Source organism: Micromonospora lutea, assembly GCF_016863535.1.
Taxonomy (GTDB): Bacteria; Actinomycetota; Actinomycetes; order Mycobacteriales; family Micromonosporaceae; genus Micromonospora; species Micromonospora lutea.
This window is the reverse complement of sequence record NZ_BOPB01000002.1, coordinates 294,616-311,765: the sequence shown is the minus strand read 5'-3', so window position 1 is coordinate 311,765 and position 17,150 is coordinate 294,616. Positions and strand designations below refer to the sequence as shown.

The following is a 17,150-nucleotide window of genomic DNA, read 5'->3' as shown; positions in this document are numbered from 1 at the left end:
CGGAACGCCGCTCACATCAATGCGCCGGCCCGCGCCCCGTGGACCCGGAACAGCGCCGCGTACCGGTCCAGACATCCGTCCACACCGAACTCCTCCAGGGCCCGCTTGGCCCCCTCGCGCCGGGTGTCGGCGTCCCAGCTGAGCACGTCCAGCAGCGCCACCCGTAGTCCGGCCGGGTCCCGCGGCTGGACGACCCTTCCCATCCCGGTCGCCAGGACCGGATACCGACCGCCGGGCAGATCGGTGGTGACCGACGGGATACCGCACATCATCGCCTCGGCCTGCGCGATGCCGAAGGACTCGGCGACGGAGGGCAGGGCGAAGGCGTCGATGGAGGCGTAGAAATCGTTGATCTGCCGGCCACGGAGCAGCCCGAGAATCCGGATCCGGGGATCCCGTTCGGCGGCCGCCCGGATCCGGTCGATCACGCTTCCGCCCGCGACGGTCAGATAGTCGCCGCCGAGCAGCAGCCGCGCCTCGGGATCCGGGATCTCGGCGAATGCGGCCACCAGGTAGTCCAGACCCTTGTCCGGCACGATCCGGCCGAGGAAGCCGATGTGCGGGCCGCCGGTCTCCCGGTATGCCGCCTCCCCACCGCGCCGGTCGAGGCAGGGTGCCGGAATCGCGGACCGCTGGCTGGACCGCAGGATCGACCAGAGCTCCGAGTACCGCGCCTGGTCGTCGCTGTTGACGACGACGGCGTCCGAGCGGCGCAGCGTGACCCGCGACGACACCCGCACCGCGGCCATCGCCGCCCGGGTCACCAGGGTGGGCGGCAGCCAGAGGTCGATGTGGTAGGTGGTCACCACCGGCACCCGCAGCGGCAGGGCAGTGATCAACGCTCCTTCCAGCATCGGCAGATGCAGGTTGACCACCCGCGAACGCCGGGCGACCCGGCGCACCAGGGCCGGGAAGCCGGGACTGACCGGACCACGACCGACCGAGGCGACCACCGGGCTGCGGTAGACGTCGACGCCGTTGCGGCTCTCCCGCAGCGGAAGCGTCGGGTCGTGCCGGACGGCGACCACCGCCACCCGCCAGCCCCGCCCGGCAAGGCCCTCGGCGAGCACCCGGGCCACCTCGGTCAGCCCACTGACGTAGGGCGAGTAGTAGTTGACCGCGACGCAGAGGTCGTACTCGTGGGAGTCTTTGCTGCTCACGCTCTTCTCCAAGGGGGTGTCGATCGGTTACCAGACGTGCCAGGTGTCGGCCAGCATCGCCTGCGCCAGCACCGCGGCCCAGAGGCCGAGATTGACCAGCAGCGCGCGGTCCCGGACGAGGTCCTCGACCGGATCGCCACGGGAGCCGCCCATGGCGATCATCTGCAGATAGCGGTGTACCGCGAACGCGGCGAACGGGAAGGTCAGCCCGGCGGTGACCGGCCCGTACGGCGGGGTCTGGGTCCAGACGAAGGCGACGTAGCCGATCAGCGCCGCCACCAGGTTCACCACCACCATCTGGTCCAGGAAGTGCACCGAGTACGCGCGCAGCGCCGGCCGGTGCTCGCCGGCCTCACCGCCTGCGGCCGACAGGGCGGCGAGTTCGTGGCGTCGCTTGCCGAGGGAGAGCGCGAGGCACGCGCAGTAGACCCCGATCAGCAGCGCCGGATGGACGGCCGCGCCGACGGCGATGGTGCCGGCGAGCACCCGCAGGACGAATCCGATGGAGACGACCGACACGTCGACCAGTGGCTGGTGCTTGAGTGCCAGGCAGTACCAGAGGTTGAGGGCGAGATAGCCGGCGACGACCACGCCCGTCAGGGCGGGTAGCAGGATGGCCAGGGCGGCGGTGACGGTGAGCAGGCCGATGAGGAGTATGACCGCGGCGGTCGTGCTCACCCGCCCGCTGGCCAATGGACGGTTTCGTTTGACCGGGTGTAGGCGGTCGCGTTCCCGGTCCCTCAGATCGTTGAAGACGTACACGGCCGAGGCGGCGGCCAGGAAGCTCAACAGCGTGCCGAGCAGCGGCACGATATGGGTCACCGTGGCGCCGGGGGCCGCGACGAGCGGCGCCGCCAGCACCAGACTGCCCTTGACCCACTGGCGGGGTCGCAGTAGGACGAACAGTCCGGTGACGCGGGCCAGCGGTTTCAGTGCCTGCACGGCGACGGCCGGGTCGACGGAGACCACGGGCAGGTCCGGCGAGGTGGGAGTCGGTGCTTCCAGGGCGTGATTCATGGCGGACCTCTCCTTGCTCCGTGGAGTGTCAGAACAGCGCCTTCGCCAGGCTCAGGGCGCCCTGCTTCCAGGGGTCGCGGTGCGTACGTCCGGCGCTGCGCCGCGCCCCGGCGGCGTTCGCCCGCCACCACTGGTACGTCTTCAACAGCGCCTGTTCGTTGCTGAACCGCGGGTTGAACCCGAGCCGCTGCGTCGCTCGGTCGATCGAGACGTACGAGTCCCGGGTGAGCTTGTGCACGAGTCGCTTGTAGACCGGGGAGAGGCGCGTCGCGGCGAGCACGCGCAGCACGGTGACGGCGGGCCCCACCGGCATGGCCAGGACCCGCCGGCCGTGGCCGGCGGCGTCCAGGACGGCCTGGAAGTCCTCCCGTAGGGTGCGGAACTCGCGCGCGCCGATGTTGAACGTGTCGTTGGCCTTGTCGTCGGGCGCCTCGCAGATCAGCTGGATCGCCGCGCAGAGGTCCTCGACGTCGAGCATCTGGGTGGCGACGTCGCCGCCGCCGATCAGCGGGAAGTGCCGGCCCTCGTCGGCCCACTCGAAGAGCATGGCGAAGAGACCAAGACGCTCCTCGCCGAGGAAGGTCTTGGGCCGCACGATCGGGGCGCAGAGGCCCTGTTCGCGCTGCCGGAGCACGGCGGTCTCGGCGCCGAGCTTCGCCGCCGAGTAGGGGTCCACCGGTTCGCACGGGTAGTCCTCCGGCGTGGGGCAGTCCCGGGGCAGCCCGTAGACGGCGGTGGACGAGATGTGCACGAACCGGTCCACACCGGCCCGCCGCGCCGCAGCCAACGCCGCCCCGGTGCCCTCCACGTCCACCGATCGGATCTCCGCCGCCCGGTGGCTGGGCAACGCGGCGGCGGAGTGGATGACCACGTCCGCGCAGCGGAAGGCGCGGGTCATCGCCTCGACATCCCGGACGTCAGCCCGGACGAAGCTCGCCCGCCCTCGTACCCGGGGCGCGAGTGGACGGATGTCCACTCCGGTCCAGGTCACTCCCGGCCAGGGGCGCGCCAACAACGCGGTGCCCAACATGCCGGCGGCTCCGGTCACCACAACGTGCACTTCCATCTCCCGTTTCGAAGAAATGTCGCGCTGTCGACGGCAGTGTCACGACTGCGCAGCGGCGACGTTTCCGGCATTCACCGTCATTGGATATTTACCGACCGACCATCCATCGGTCACCGTTGCCGACCAATCGGGCCGGTCCGCCAAATGCCCGGCAAGTCGCATACCGGACCGACCAGCCGCGCCGCGCCGACGCCGGCTCCGTGCGAGCGTCGATAGGCTGCGCATGCTCCATCCGGCGGCTCCGTCCTCGGTGGTGAATCCGGTATTAGCACTCGTGACGCTAGTGAGCGACGATTGCCCCCTCCTTGGTGTCCGGAACAAGCTTCGAGCAAGGTGCCGATCGATACCTTTTGCCAGCCGGTACCGACCTCGGCGGGAACCGGCGCCACGTAAAGGAGTTGCGATGACGGAAGCGGCGGCAAGAACGACCGCAATAATGGACGAAAAGGATCCGGAGCTGTCGCCGGGGCCTTCCGGCCGGTCTCGGCGGGCCCGCTGGGGGGTACGCCTCGCGGCCGTGGCCTGCGTGGGCTGGCTGGTCGTCGTCGTGCTGCACCATCTGCTCAGCGCCCGGACGTACGTGTGGGGCCCGGTGGACCTGCTCCCGCCGATCGTCTGGGCGGCGGTCCCGGTGATGCTGCTACCCGTCGCCTGGCTGGCGCGACCGATGCGCAGACGGCTGGTCGGGGCGGCACTGCTCGCCCTCGTGCTCGGCGTCGGCTACAGCGGGATCAACTTCGCGACGGTGTTCTACACCCCGCCACCGGCGCCCGCCGACGCCATCAAGGTGGTGACCTGGAACACCGAGTACTGGGACCAGGACCGGCGTAACGGCGGGGAGCAGCGCACCACCACGGCGCAGTTCTACGACTTCCTGCGGGAGATGGACGCCGACGTCTACATGCTGCACGAGTACGCCAACGTCGACGACTCGTTGGTCGACATCTTCGCGCAGGCGTACGAGATCGACCAGACGGCGCAGTTGAAGGCCGCGTTCCCCGGCTACACGATCGTCCGCGAGGGGCGCAACGTCACGCTCACCCGGCTGCCGGTGGTCGGGCATGCGTGGCTCGACTCGCAGCCGTACCTGCCGGACGACCTGAAGCCGGTACCGCCGGCCCTCGTCGACCGGCCGCTCTTCTACACGTCACAGGCGCTGCGTACCGACATCCGGGTCAACGGCCAGGTCGTGTCGTTCTACAACTCGCACATCTTCCAGCCGCCGGTCCGGATCCTGCTGCTGCGCAGCGACGATGACCGCAACATGTTCGAGATCGACCGGTTCAACTTCGAGATCCGGCAGGCCAGCTACCAGGCCATTGCCGCCGACCTGGAAAAGAATCCGAACCGGGCGGTGATGGCCGGTGACCTGAACACGTCACCGTCGATGAATCTCCTCGACATGGTCTCCGACCGGCTGGTCGACCAGAGCAGGGCGCTCTCCTCGCTCTACCCGGTCACCTGGCCGGTGGGCGACAAGCCGCGAATGTGGCGTATCGATTGGCTCTTCACCACTCCGGACATCAAGGTGCACAGTTACGATTTAACCCTCCCCAATGGCCTGTCCGACCACAAGGCCCAGCAGTTCGTCATCTCGGCACCCTGACGAGATGAGCGTCACATTGGCGCGAAACACGCGGTGGCGGGGCATCCCGAGCATTTAACCAGCATGAAACCGATCGGCAGTTGTCTACCGATGTCGATCAGGCACTAAGGTGGTCGACGGGTCTTCTCGACGACGAGAAACCGACGAGCAGGTGCGTCGTCCACCTCCCAGCGCAGCCGAATTCCTGCCCGAGGAGCATCAATGAAGCCCGCCCACACGCCACTGGTGTCAGTGGTAATCCCCTGTCACAACAGCCGGAAGACCATCGCCCTGAGCGTGCTCTCGGCATTGCACCAGACCCACCCGTCGATCGAGGTCATCGTCGTCGACGATGCCAGCACCGACGACACACCGGAGATCGTCAGAAAACTTGGTTGCACGCTCATCGAACTGACCGACAATGTCGGTGCCGGCCCCGCCCGCAACCGCGGCATAGCCGCAAGCAGCGGCGACATCCTCTTCTTCCTCGACTCGGATGTGGCCCTCGCCCCCGACGCGGTCGCCAACGCCGTCAAGATCTTCGAGGAGAACCCTTCCTACGGAGCCGTCTGGGGCGTCTACGGCGACCGCCCTCTGGTCGACGACGGCGTGGTGGAGTGGGTGCAGGTGCTCTACGGCCACTACCGCGCCACCCGCAAGCTCGGGCCGGCCCGGACCGGCCACTTCGCCAGCGGCGCCGTACCCCGCCGGGTCATCGACGACATCGGGGCGTTCGACGAGCGGCTGCTCGGCCAGTACGCCAACGAGGACCACGAGTTCAGCCTCCGGATCGCGGAGCACTACCCGGTCACCCGCACCCTGTCCGTGGTCGGTTACCACGACGACGACGACCAGCTGTCCTCGATCCTGCGGAAGCTCTATCGGCGGGCCGGCTCACTGGTTCCCCTGGTTCTCAAGCAACGCGAGCTGAAGCCCGAGCGGGAGGCCACGCACCGGCCCGCCGAGGTCGCGGCCGCCTTCCTGGCCACCACCAGCCTCCCCCTGGTGCTGGTCTCCCCCTACCTGGCGGCCGTTCCGGTCGCCTTCCTGACGTGGTTCATCGGCGTCGACCTCCCCCTGTTGAACTACGTCCGACGTACCGCAGGCTGGCGGATGGTCCCGCCAAGCGCGCTACTCAGTTTTCTGTACAGTCTCGCGATTTCCGCGGGCGCGTTGAGTGGTGGCCTGCGCTACGTGCTCGACGCGCGCTTCCGACAGAGGTACCAGACGCCGGCCGGCGTCCACTAGCACACCGGCCGACGTCCGCCGTGATCACGGGGAGAGCATGTGAGGATCCGACTACTGGGGCCCATCGAGGTGGAATCGGCGGATGGCCCGCTGGACGTGGGGCCACGTCAGCGTCGCGCAGTCCTGGCAGCCCTGGCCGTGGACGCCGGCACACCGGTGTCGATCGACACCCTGACGGAACGGGTGTGGGGGCCGGCGGCTCCGGAGGCGCCCCGCAGCGCCCTCTACGCCCATGTCGCCCGGCTGCGTCGGGCCCTGGCACAGGCCGATGACGGCTCCGGCAGAACCATCGGCCTGGGTCGCCACGGGGACGGCTACGTGCTCGACGTCGAGCGCCAGCAGGTGGACCTGCACCGGCTGAACCGTCTCATCGACACCGGTCGCGCGGCGACGGGGATCAATGACGAGAAGCGGGTCGCCGCCCTGCGCGAGGCGATGGACCTGTGGCGAGGAGACCCACTCGCCACCCTCTCCAGTGACTGGGCCAACCGGGTGAGGCGCAGCGTGGCATCGCAGTTGATCAGCCTGGCCGGCGCCTGGGGCGCCGAGGAGCTACGGCTCGGCAACCCGGAGGCGGTGGCCGAGCGGCTGGCCCGGATCCTCGGCTCGTACCCGCTCGCCGAACCGCTCGTGTCGCTGCAGATGCGGGCGCTCTGCGCGATGGGGCGTACCCCCGAGGCGCTGCAGTACTACGTCGACACCCGCGCGCAGGTCGTCGAGCAGTTCGGCGCCGAGCCCGGCCCCGAGCTGCGCAACCTGCACGTCGCCATACTCCGCGGCGAACTCGACGAGCCGTACCCGGGCAACGTCGGCCCGGTCACCACCCCGATCCGGCACATGCCGCGGCAGCTACCCGCCGACATCGCCCGATTCTCCGGCCGGCACGACGATCTCGCGCCGGTCATGAACTGGCTGATGCCCGCCAGCACAAGTGACTCGGCCCCGGTCGTGTCGATCTACGGGACCGCCGGGGTGGGAAAATCCACCCTGGCCATCCACGCCGCGCACAAGCTCACCAGCCGCTACCCGGATGGCCAGTTGTACATCGCCCTACGCGGCACCAGCGTGGACGCCGAGCCGCTGACGCCGGTCGACGCACTCGCCCGGCTGCTGCGCACCCTCGGGGTCAGCATGAGCTGCGACCAAGAGCAGGTCGACGAGGCGGCGGCCCTGTTCCGCTCGGTCGTCGCCGGGCGGCGGCTGTTACTGGTCCTCGACAACGCCGTCGACGCCGCCCAGGTGCGCCCGCTGCTGCCCAGCGGCGCCGGATGCGGGACGCTGGTGACCAGCCGCCAGCCGCTGGCGGGGCTCAGCGACGTGCGCCAGCTGCGCGTCGGACCGCTCACCATCCCGGACGCCATCGCGCTGCTGAGCCACTGGGTCGGGGCGGAACGGGTCGCGGCGGAGCCGGAGGCCGCGACCGCCATCGCAGAGTGGTGCGAGTGCCTGCCGCTGGCGCTGCGCATCGTCGGTGCCCGCCTCGTGGCACGTCCCGGTTGGCCGCTCGCCGAGCTGCGCGACCGGCTCGCCGACGAGCGCCGCCGGCTGGACAACCTCGAGTTCGACGGTGTCGGCCTGCGGGCCAGCCTGGCCGGCTCCTACGATCGTCTCTCCGGCAGCCCGGACCGCTCCCAGCGCGCCATCGCCGAGGCGTTCAAGTTGCTGGGCACGTCGCCGATGACCGAACTCAGCCGGTCGACCGCCGCTCGGGTGCTCGCCCGCTCGGAGGCGCACACCGAACGCATCCTGGAGCGGCTGGTCGACGCGCAGCTGTTGGAGACCTCGACCCCGGGCAGTTACCGAATGGGGGAACTGTTGCGGCTGTACGCCCGGGAACGCTTCGCCTGGCCCGAGACAGAAATGACCGGCGAACCGTCGGACAAGGAAGAAGCAAGCGGTTCGCGGTTAGCGTGAGCCACCAGCTCGATTCCTTTCCACGATCGGAGAAGGTGCGCGTGTCAACAAAAGAACTGGACGCACCGCAGGCCTTCCCGGAAATCGCCGTACCGGTGACCGCCGTGCCCCGGAAGCGTTGGCACACGGTGGCCCGCCGGGTACTCATGAGCCTGTTGCTGGCGGTGACCGTGGTCTTCATCGTGCTCGCGCTGCGCGGTCAGGACTGGTCCACGGTGGCCGGCACGCTCCGCGGTCAGCGACCCGGCTTCGTCCTGACGATGACGACGCTGGCCGTCCTGGCCAACGCCGCCGGTCTGGTCGCCACGATGGTCTCCTGGCGGGCCATGCTCGCCGGCGTCGGCGAGCGGGTTCCCGCCGTGGACGCGGCCCGGATCTTCTACTTCGGACAGCTGGTCAAGTACGTGCCCGGCAAGGTGATGGGTTTCCTGGTCAGCGTCGAGATGGGCCGGGCCATCGGGGTACCGGCGGGCCGGATGAGCGCGGCCTGGCTGCTGGCCCTGGTGGTGAGCCTGCTGACCGGCGCCACCGTGGGGCTGGCCGCCGGGCCGGAGGTGTTCGGCGCGTCGTCCGGCTGGCTCCTGCTGGCCCTCCTGCCGGTGGCCGCGGTCCTGGTCCGCCCCGGTCTGGTAGGTGGGGCCGCGACCCTGCTCGGCCGGCTGCGCCGCCGACCCGAGCCGTCGACGGCGATCTGCGGCACCGGCATCCGGCAGGCGGTCGTCGCCCAACTGCTGGCGTGGGTGATCGGGGGCGCCCACCTGTGGATCCTCGCCGTGGCGATGGGGGCCCCGCCGCTGCGCGCGCTGCCGCTCTGCCTCGGCGCGTTCGGCCTCGGCGCGGTGGCCGGGGTGATCGCCGTGTTCGCCCCCGACGGCATCGGCGTTCGGGAGGTGGTCGTGACGGCCGCCCTCAGTGTCATCCTGCCGATTCCGGTGGCCGGCGTGGTGGCGCTGGTCAGCCGGGTGGTGGTGACGCTGAGTGAGCTCGCCACCGCGGGGGTCGGCCTGGCGGTGGCCGCGGCCATCATCCGGCGACGCCCGGCGGCGGCGGTTCCCACCGTGCCCACGGTGGCGGTGGCGACCGGTCCGGAGCACACGAATGCCGTGCCATCGGTTCCCAAGAAATCGCCAAGAATATGGCCACAGGCAAACCACTAACGTGCTCAGAAGTTAGGTAATCGGCCGTAGCGATACCTCAGAGAATGCGGTACCCATGCCGGACAGGAAATACGATCTGACGCTAGCGGCTACCCACTACGAGCCGTACGTCAGTGGCTTCACGCAGACCGCACGCAGCATCGCCGAAGGAATGGCCAATCGGGGTTGGCGGGTCGCCGTCGTCACCGCCCAGCACGACCCCGACCTGCCGCTGCGGGACACCGTCGGCGGGGTGGACATCTACCGTTCCCCGGTGTTGATGAGGGCGAGCCGGGCGATCGTCGCCCCCCGCTACCCGATCCTGGCCGGTCAGCTGGCGCGCAGCTCGTCGCTGCTGCACGTCAACCTGCCGATGCCGGAGGCGGCCCTGCTGATGCCGCTGGCCCGCCGCGTACCGGTGGTGAGCATGCTGCACAGCGACCCGCACCTGCCGGCAGGCTGGTCGGGCCGGGCCTTCGCGCGGGCCTCGGACGTCGCCTCCCGAGCGGCCATCCGCCGCTCCGCCGCAGTGGTGGCAAGCAGCCACGACCAGGCGCACGCCTCGCGGTTCTGGCCGGTCATCCGCAACCGCAACTTCACCCCCATCACGCCGCCGTGCCTGGACCGGCGGGGCGGTGAGCCCCGATACCGGGAGACCGGCGGCCTGCACGTCGGCTTCCTGGGCCGGATCGTGGCGGACAAGGGCGTCGGCTACCTGGTCCGGGCGTTCCAGCGGATCGTCGACCCCGCCGCCCGGCTGTTGATCGCGGGCAACTACCACGAGGTGGCCGGTGGCGATCTCATGGCGGTGCAGTCCGAGATCGACCGGGACAGTCGGGTACGGATCCTCGGCGAGCTGCGCGGCCGGGAGGTCAACGACTTCTACGCCTCGGTCGACGTGTTCGCGCTGCCGGCGGTCGCCAGTTCGTTCGGCACCGTACTGGCCGAGGCGATGATGAGCGGCATTCCGTCGGTGACGACCGATCTCCCCGGCAACCGGTACCCCGTGGCCGCGACCGGCTTCGGTCGGGTGGTTCCGCCCCGGGATCCACAGGCGCTGGAGCGGGCCATCTCCGAACTGGCGGCGGTGCCGCGGCATTGGAAGGAGCAGAAGGCCCGGGCGGCACGGGCGCGTTTCTCCGTGGCGGCGTCGCTGGACGCGTACGAGGTTCTCTTCACCACCCTTCGCGGACGCACCGCGGCACGGTAACACCGATGAGACAAAAGAAAGGTTGGAGCCCGATGAATGAGCAGCCACTCGTCTCCGTGATCATTCCGAACTACAACTACGCCAGCACCATCGGCGAGTGCATCAGAGCGGCGCAGAACCAGACGTACCCGGCCGTCGAGGTGATCGTGGCCGACGACGCGAGCACGGACGACTCGGTGGCGATCGCCAGAGCGCTCGACGTCACGGTGCTGCAGGTGCCGGTCAACAGCGGCGTCTCCACGGCGCGGAACCTGGGCGCCCGGCACGCCAAGGGTGAGGTGTTGTTCTTTGTGGACTCCGACGTCGCGCTCGACCCCGACGCGGTCGAGCGGGCGGTCGACCACCTGCGGGAAGAGCCGCAACTCGGCGCGATCTGCGGCATGTACCGGGCCGAGCCGATGTTTCCCGACAGCCTGGTCAAGCGCTACCGCGCCATCCAGCAGTACGTCTGGTTCTGCGAGATCGAGGGCGCCATCCCGGGTCTGCACTCGGCGCTCTTCGCGATGAAGAAGGAGACGTTCCTGGAAATCGGCGAGTTCAACGACCGGCTCCGCTGGACCGAGGAGCAGGACTACGGCTTCCGGCTCAACGCCCGGTACGAGGTCAAAGCCGTACCCACCATCCGGGGACGGCACGACCACGACGGTACGCTGCGGGTGATGCTGACCAAGGTGTTCAACCGCACCCGGCTCGGCGCGCCGAACTGGCTGCGGCTGAACAAGCTTCCGGGTGGCGCCGGCACCGGATATCGGGCTTTGGGCAGCGCCTTCCTGCTCGCGGCGGTGATCGCGCTGGCCTCGGCGGCGATCCTCGGCCCCTGGGCGCTCCTCGCCGCCGCGGTGCTGACCGGGATCAGCATCGGGCTCGACAAGCGCACCTACGGCTACGCCTATCGTCACCACGGAGTCCTTTTTGGACTACAATTCACGGTGCTTCACCTATTGGTGACGCTCACCTCGGCGGTGGCGGCCAGCCTCGGCATTCTGCAGGGACTGCTGTTCCCACGAATGACGCGGCGGCTCTACCGCGTCGAGAACCCCGCCTGACCCGCGCGCCAGCAATAGCGGTGCCCGACCGGAAAGTTGAACATGACTCTTTCTGATCAGCCTGACGACCAGGGTTTCGGGATCGACAGCACAGCGACGGAGGTGCTCGCCGGCATCGACCTCTCCGGTAAGTTCGCCATCGTCACCGGCGGATACTCCGGCCTGGGCCTGGCGACCACCCGGGCCCTCGCCGCCGCCGGTGCCCGGGTCCTCGTTCCGGCCCGCCGTACGGACGTCGCGCGGGAGGCGGTCGCGGGGATCGCCGGCGTGGAGGTCGACGAACTCGACCTCGCCGACCTCGACAGCGTCCGGAACTTCGCCGACCGCGTCCTCGAATCGGGTCGTCCCATCGACATCCTGATCAACAACGCGGGCATCATGGCCACTCCGCTGACCCGGGTGGGTGATGGCTGGGAGGCTCAGTTCGCGACCAACCACCTCGGGCACTTCGCCCTGGTCAACCGGCTCTGGCCGGCGCTCACCGCGGATGGCGGCGCGCGCGTCGTCGTCACCGCCTCGGGCGCCGGGGAGACGCCGCGGATCAACTGGGACGACGTGCACTTCGAGAACGGCTACGACAAGTGGGCCGCGTACAGCCAGTCGAAGTCGGCCAACATCCTCTTCGCCGCCGAACTCGACCGGCTGGGCCGGGCAGCCGGGGTACGGGCCTTCTCGGTGAACCCCGGCTACATCCTCACCCCGTTGCAGCGGCACCTCTCCAAGGAGGAGATGGTCGGTGCCGGCTGGATCGACGAGAACGGCACGGCCCTGCTGCCCGAGTTCCGGGCACCCGAGCAGGGCGCCGCGACCCAGGTCTGGGCCGCGACGTCACCGCGACTGGCGGAGGCGGGCGGCGGCTACTGTCAGGCGTGCACGGTGGCCAAGACCTTCGACGGCCCCGCCGACCGCGAGGCGGCCGAGCGGCTCTGGGCGCTCTCGGCCGAGTTGACCGGCGTCGACGCGTTCGGCAAGTCCGAGTAGTCGGAGCGGCGGGCCGGTTGCCAGCCCGCTGGACGTGACACGGGTGGGCCCGGCCGGCCGGGCCCACCCCCACTCGTTCCGACTGTTCACGAGACCCGATCAGCGATATGCGGCCGCCTGCAGGCTGAAGAATTCGGCGTACATACCGTTGAGCGCCAGCAACTCGTCGTGGCTGCCGGACTCTACGATCCGCCCGTCCGACACGACCAGGATCAGGTCAGCCATCCGGACGGTCGAGAACCGGTGTGACACAAAGACGGTGACTCCGCCGGTACGGATGCCCACGTCACGCGCCGCGTCGGCGTACCGGTCGAACAAGGCGTGCTCGGTCAGCGGGTCCAGGGCGGCGGCGGGTTCGTCGAGCAACAGCAGCAGCGGATCATCGCGCATCATCGACCGGCTCAACGCGATACGCTGCCACTGCCCGCCCGACAGTTCACTGCCGTTGTCGTAGGACGTGCCAAGGTAGGTCTCCAGGCCGGCCGGCAGCCGGTCGATCACCTCCTCGGCGTCTGCTCGCCGGATTGCCCGCTCCACCGCGCCCGGCTCGTCGAGTCGAGGCAGGTCACCGAGGCCGATGCTGCTCCGGGCCCGCAGCTCCAGCCGGAGGTAGTCCTGGAAGCTGGCGGAGATCCGCTGGCGCCATCCCAGCGGGTCGAGCCGCCGCAGGTCGGCACCATCTATGGTGATCTCGCCTGCGGTTGGCCGGTAGAATTGGCAGAGCAACTTGACCAGGGTGGACTTGCCGGAACCGTTGTCGCCGACGATGGCGACGATCGTGCCGGAAGGGATGCGCAGCCTGAGGCCCTGCAGCACGTCGACATCGGTGCCCGGGTAGCGGAACGCGACGTCACGCAGCTCGATGCCGTCGGTGAGGACGGCGGGCGGTGTCTGGTCAGCCGGCGGCCCGGGTTCCGGCGGCGTGGCATCGCGGATCCAGCTCAACCAGCCGAAGGCGCGGGCGTTGCGTTGCAGCGCCTGGGCGAGCGCGACGGCACCGGCAGCCTGCGCGTTAGTTTGCACGGCCAGCGTGATGGCGAGGACAACGTCGCCGACGGTGCGCTCGCCGCTGATTGCGGCGCGGACGACCAGGACGATGGAGCCGATGTACCCGAGCGCGAAGATCAGCTGACCGGTGAACCGCAGGGCTGCGCCGACACATTCAGCCCGGCGCAGTCGGCTGTCCACCTCGCGGCGGACCACCCCATGGCGGCGGCGGAGCTCTCCGCCGAGCCCGAAGAGCCGAATCTCCTTGGCGGCTCTCGAGCTGAGGGCCAGCTCGAACAGGTGCCAGCTCATGCGGGCCGACTCGGCGGTCACGAGTTCGGCACGTTCCAGCCGCTTCTCGGCCAGCCGCCCGGCGATCAGCGGGGGGACACCGAAGATCGGCAGCAGGAGCAGCCACGGCTCGATGCGGGCGAGGAGCACGGCGGTCAGGGTGATCTGGGTGAGTAGCACCCCGATCGTCAGGACGGTCTGCACGCTCTGACTCAGCGTCCACGACTGCTGTCGGAGCAGCTCGAAGCGATCTGCGGCGTCGCGCCGCTCGTGCAGCGTTAGCCCGACCGGCCCGTGCGCCAGGTCGCCGAGCTGACGTTCGGTGTCCTGCTTGTGCAGATCACCGAGTTCGAAGAAGAAGATGTGGGCGAAGTGCTCCATCGTCAAGCTGAGCAGGACACTCACGGCGGCGGCCGCCGCCGTCCAGACGGCGACATCGGTCCGTCCGTCGAGGGCCGCGTCGACCGCCACACCCAGAAAGAGCGCCAGCAGGGGCCCACTCACGGCACCGAGCATCATCAACAGGGCGGCGGTGATCAGCCTCCCCGGGCTGAGCCGCCACGCCGAGGCCAGCGTCGCGCCGACGCTGCGCAGCATGCTATTCACAGCCTTCTACCTCTTCCTCGGTGAACCGCGCAGCCTGCAACCGAAAAAGCTCCGCATAGCGACCGTCGAGGGCGAGCAGCTCCTCGTGGGTACCCTCCTCGACGACGCGACCGTGTTCCAGCACGACGATCCGGTCGGCACGGCGCACCGTGGAGAATCGGTGCGAGATGACTAAACTGGTGACTCCCCGTGTCAGGTCGAGGAACCGCTCGAAGAACGCCACCTCCGACCGCACGTCCAGGTTGGCGGTCGGCTCGTCGAGGACGAGAATGCCGGCGCCACCCTCGACTGCGACGAGAGCACGGGCGATCGCGATGCGCTGCCACTGCCCGCCGGACAGTTCGGCGCCGCCGGCGTATCGCCGCGACAGTGGAGTCTCCAGGCCACGGGGGAGACGGTTGACGAAATCCGCCGCGCCGGCCCTTTCCAGGGCGGCCCGGACCACCTTGTCGGCACGCTCCGGCTCTGCGAGCATCTCGATCGCCCCGAAGGCGACGTTGTCGCGCACCGGCAACTCGAAGTGGGTGAAGTCCTGAAAGATCGCCGCTACCCGGCGCTGCCAGGCGGTGGCCGGAAAGGTCCGAATGTCGACGCCGTCAGCGGTGATCGCCCCGGTCGTCGGCTCGTAGAGCCGGGCCAACAGCTTCACGAGGGTGGTCTTGCCTGCGCCGTTGAGGCCGACGATCGCGAGCGACCGGCCCGCCTCGATGGTGAGGTCGAGGTCGTTCAGCACCGGTGGCCCGCCCGGGTAGGCGAAGGACACCTTGTCGAATCGCAGCACTGTCCTGGGCAGTCCAGCCGGATCACCCCTGCCGCTCTCGGTGGTGCGGGCGTCGGCTTCGCTCATCCTCTCGATCCGCTCCACCGACCGGTAGGCATTGAGGCCCTGCTCAGTCGCCACATCGGACTCGGCGATGAACCCGCCGATCCTCATGGCTGCCAGGGACGCCTGGAATACGAGTATCAACCCGCCCAGGCCGAGCAGTCCGGCCGCCGTTGCCTGAGCCGCTCCCGTCAGCAGCACGCCCAGCAGCACAAAGGCAACAAGAACGTAGAGAATGTAGGGGCCGTAGAACAGCCGGCGCCGGGCTCGCCAGACCGGGAGCGCGGCGTCCATGGCGGCGGTCGTGTACTCCTGCTTCAGCCAGGGTAAGAGCCCGAAGACCCGCAACTCCTTCGCCGCCGCGGGTTGGAGCAGCATGGTGCGGAGATACTCGCTGCGGCGCCGCAGCCGGGCGGTGCTCCGAAAAACCTCGGTGAACACCGACAGGCCGAGCCGGTAGCCGAAACGGATCGTCAGGGCCGCGACGAGCAGAGCCGGCCCGGCCCACCACACGAAGGCGACCGACGTGACCCCGGCGGCGAGCACGGTCTGCAGGTACCGCGAAATCAGCGCGATCTGACCGGCACCCGCGGCACCCGGCGACCACATTTCGGTCCGCAGCCGGTCCTTGGCGTCGGCGACGTGATCGAGCAGTTCCGGATCCTCCATGACGGCCACGCCGCCGCTCGCTTGGGAGGCCGCCATCAACCGGTCACGGACGAGGTCGTCGAGGCGGCGGCGGATCAGGTTGCCGAGCAGTTCCTGTACCGGCAGCAGCAGCTGCACTCCGAAGAACGCGGCCGCCGCGAGGATCAAGTTGGTCCGAAGATCGCTCCAGGCCGTCGACCCGAGCCCGCCGGCTACCGCGTCCGGCACTCGGGCGACCACGGCTGAGGTGGCGAGGATGAACGCGACCGGCAGGATCCCTGCGGCGATCTGCACCAGCACGGCGGACGAGACCAGCGACCAGCCAGCCTTGGGCACCAGGTGCAGGATCCTCATTCGCCCGTCGCGGCGCGATCTGTGGCCGTCGACAAGTTCCGCCCACACAGACCTCTCGTGCATCCTCACCACCAAGCGCCTCCAGTGGACGTCTCGGACCCGTCCCTCAACTCCGCCTATACGAGAGCGACAGGAACATCACCTTCCTTGACCTCGACACGTGACCCGGGAAAGGCTGCGGGGGTCGACCTGGCACACATTTCGAACCGCTCGTAGAGATCGGTCCAGTAGGCGCCGACCGCCGGATTGAAGATTGGCGCAAGCATGGCCTGAAGGATCACCTCAGGAGATTCCTTGTGTAGCGCGATGAATAGGCTCAAGTTCTTCAGCCAGCCCTCATAGACACGGGTGTTGGGGCTCAGCGGCGGCCCTTGATGGTAGGCGAAGCTTTGGTCGTCGAAGACGAACTGCGTGCCGAAGCGCTCCAGCCTGTACCCCAACTCGGAATCCTCCAGGCCCCATCCCCGAAATTCTTCGTTGAACCCACCGACGTGCTTGTAGTCGACACTGGGAACAGACACGTTGCAGGTGAAGAAGAGATGCCACGACGTCTTCAGGCCACCACCGATATCGCTCAGGCGGCTCAACAGGTCCAGCCTGATGTCGCTTTTTATCACACCGCCGAGGAATTCCTCGGCACCGTCCTCAAGAAAGCGCTCATCGAACGCTTCCGGTGCTCGCAGATATTTCCTGAAGCCGATGACGGCCTTCTTCGCGGAAGCAACTCGGTAGTGGCGAAGATGCCCATCAACAAAGGTGGGCGGAACCAGTTGGTCACCATCGACGAAGATCAGGATGTCGCCGGTCGACTCCTCCGCACCGCGATTTCTTGCGGCACTTCTGGACGAGGCTGCAGAACGAGGCAGATGGAGGTAGCGGAACCGGGAGTCCGCCATCACGTGACGCTGCACCGTCTCTGCTGTCGAGTCAGTCGATCCGTCATCCACGATGAGCACTTCGAGGGAATCGTCGACAGCCAGACTCTGTGAACGGAACGTGCGAAGGCATCTGTCCAGCAAGACGGACGAGTTGAATGTCGGTACAACCACTGATGCCTTCATCGGAGGTCTCCGTCCCA

Annotated in this window: 13 protein-coding genes; 7 read left to right on the top strand and 6 right to left on the bottom strand. The window is 68.8% G+C overall.

Annotated elements, in window-relative coordinates; translation table 11 throughout:
• Nucleotides 1–11 precede the first annotated feature (11 nt).
• From Vlu01_RS02825 to Vlu01_RS02815, 3 genes are read right to left on the bottom strand one after another with little or no spacing between them, the layout of a single operon-like run.
• On the bottom strand, nt 12–1,160 hold the full coding sequence (locus Vlu01_RS02825; RefSeq protein ID WP_203992687.1) for a glycosyltransferase family 4 protein: 1,149 nt from the start codon (nt 1,158–1,160) through the stop codon (nt 12–14).
• A 27-nt stretch (nt 1,161–1,187) separates the two neighbouring features.
• Complete coding sequence (locus Vlu01_RS02820; protein WP_203992684.1) at nt 1,188–2,177, bottom strand: UbiA prenyltransferase family protein; 990 nt, start codon at nt 2,175–2,177, stop codon at nt 1,188–1,190.
• A gap of 28 nt (nt 2,178–2,205) precedes the next feature.
• A complete protein-coding gene (locus Vlu01_RS02815) occupies nt 2,206–3,237 on the bottom strand; it encodes an NAD-dependent epimerase/dehydratase family protein (protein ID WP_203993586.1) in 1,032 nt (343 codons plus the stop codon).
• A gap of 442 nt (nt 3,238–3,679) precedes the next feature.
• On the opposite strand from Vlu01_RS02815, the gene Vlu01_RS02810 reads away from it, so the two are divergent.
• From Vlu01_RS02810 to Vlu01_RS02780, 7 genes are all read left to right on the top strand, one after another.
• Nucleotides 3,680–4,849 (top strand): endonuclease/exonuclease/phosphatase family protein, encoded by a 1,170-nt coding sequence (locus Vlu01_RS02810; protein ID WP_203992681.1) that lies wholly within the window; start codon nt 3,680–3,682, stop codon nt 4,847–4,849.
• 201 nt (nt 4,850–5,050) lie between these two features.
• Nucleotides 5,051–6,076: a glycosyltransferase family 2 protein gene (locus Vlu01_RS02805; RefSeq protein ID WP_203992678.1), complete on the top strand. Its 1,026-nt coding sequence runs from the start codon at nt 5,051–5,053 to the stop codon at nt 6,074–6,076.
• 39 nt (nt 6,077–6,115) lie between these two features.
• The gene (locus tag Vlu01_RS02800) at nt 6,116–7,990 is read left to right on the top strand and encodes an AfsR/SARP family transcriptional regulator (RefSeq protein WP_203992675.1); all 1,875 of its coding nucleotides are present in this window, start codon (nt 6,116–6,118) and stop codon (nt 7,988–7,990) included.
• A 41-nt stretch (nt 7,991–8,031) separates the two neighbouring features.
• Nucleotides 8,032–9,147 carry a lysylphosphatidylglycerol synthase transmembrane domain-containing protein gene (locus Vlu01_RS02795; RefSeq protein ID WP_203992672.1) on the top strand — a complete coding sequence of 372 codons (1,116 nt, stop codon included), beginning with the start codon at nt 8,032–8,034 and terminating at the stop codon, nt 9,145–9,147.
• Between the two features lie 55 nt (nt 9,148–9,202).
• Nucleotides 9,203–10,336, top strand: coding sequence for a glycosyltransferase family 4 protein (locus Vlu01_RS02790; RefSeq protein ID WP_203992669.1), 1,134 nt, complete (start codon nt 9,203–9,205; stop codon nt 10,334–10,336).
• Between the two features lie 32 nt (nt 10,337–10,368).
• Nucleotides 10,369–11,382 carry a glycosyltransferase family 2 protein gene (locus tag Vlu01_RS02785; protein ID WP_203992666.1) on the top strand — a complete coding sequence of 338 codons (1,014 nt, stop codon included), beginning with the start codon at nt 10,369–10,371 and terminating at the stop codon, nt 11,380–11,382.
• 42 nt (nt 11,383–11,424) lie between these two features.
• Nucleotides 11,425–12,363: an oxidoreductase gene (locus tag Vlu01_RS02780; RefSeq protein ID WP_203992663.1), complete on the top strand. Its 939-nt coding sequence runs from the start codon at nt 11,425–11,427 to the stop codon at nt 12,361–12,363.
• A gap of 99 nt (nt 12,364–12,462) precedes the next feature.
• Here the strand turns inward: Vlu01_RS02780 and Vlu01_RS02775 are convergent, their stop codons facing one another.
• The 3 genes from Vlu01_RS02775 to Vlu01_RS02765 form a co-directional block, all read right to left on the bottom strand.
• Nucleotides 12,463–14,238, bottom strand: coding sequence for an ABC transporter ATP-binding protein (locus Vlu01_RS02775; RefSeq protein ID WP_239095672.1), 1,776 nt, complete (start codon nt 14,236–14,238; stop codon nt 12,463–12,465).
• A gap of 1 nt (nt 14,239) precedes the next feature.
• Nucleotides 14,240–16,072: an ABC transporter ATP-binding protein gene (locus Vlu01_RS02770; protein WP_203992648.1), complete on the bottom strand. Its 1,833-nt coding sequence runs from the start codon at nt 16,070–16,072 to the stop codon at nt 14,240–14,242.
• A 116-nt stretch (nt 16,073–16,188) separates the two neighbouring features.
• Nucleotides 16,189–17,133 carry a glycosyltransferase gene (locus Vlu01_RS02765; protein ID WP_203992645.1) on the bottom strand — a complete coding sequence of 315 codons (945 nt, stop codon included), beginning with the start codon at nt 17,131–17,133 and terminating at the stop codon, nt 16,189–16,191.
• Nucleotides 17,134–17,150: the final 17 nt, after the last annotated feature.

Coding starts and splice junctions, on each gene's coding strand:
- Vlu01_RS02820 (WP_203992684.1), bottom strand. CDS start 2,177: ATGAATCACGCCCTGGAAGCACCGACTCCCACCTCGCCGGACCTGCCC.
- Vlu01_RS02810 (WP_203992681.1), top strand. CDS start 3,680: ATGGACGAAAAGGATCCGGAGCTGTCGCCGGGGCCTTCCGGCCGGTCT.
- Vlu01_RS02805 (WP_203992678.1), top strand. CDS start 5,051: ATGAAGCCCGCCCACACGCCACTGGTGTCAGTGGTAATCCCCTGTCAC.
- Vlu01_RS02790 (WP_203992669.1), top strand. CDS start 9,203: ATGCCGGACAGGAAATACGATCTGACGCTAGCGGCTACCCACTACGAG.
- Vlu01_RS02785 (WP_203992666.1), top strand. CDS start 10,369: ATGAATGAGCAGCCACTCGTCTCCGTGATCATTCCGAACTACAACTAC.
- Vlu01_RS02780 (WP_203992663.1), top strand. CDS start 11,425: ATGACTCTTTCTGATCAGCCTGACGACCAGGGTTTCGGGATCGACAGC.
- Vlu01_RS02775 (WP_239095672.1), bottom strand. CDS start 14,238: ATGCTGCGCAGCGTCGGCGCGACGCTGGCCTCGGCGTGGCGGCTCAGC.
- Vlu01_RS02770 (WP_203992648.1), bottom strand. CDS start 16,072: ATGAGGATCCTGCACCTGGTGCCCAAGGCTGGCTGGTCGCTGGTCTCG.
- Vlu01_RS02765 (WP_203992645.1), bottom strand. CDS start 17,133: ATGAAGGCATCAGTGGTTGTACCGACATTCAACTCGTCCGTCTTGCTG.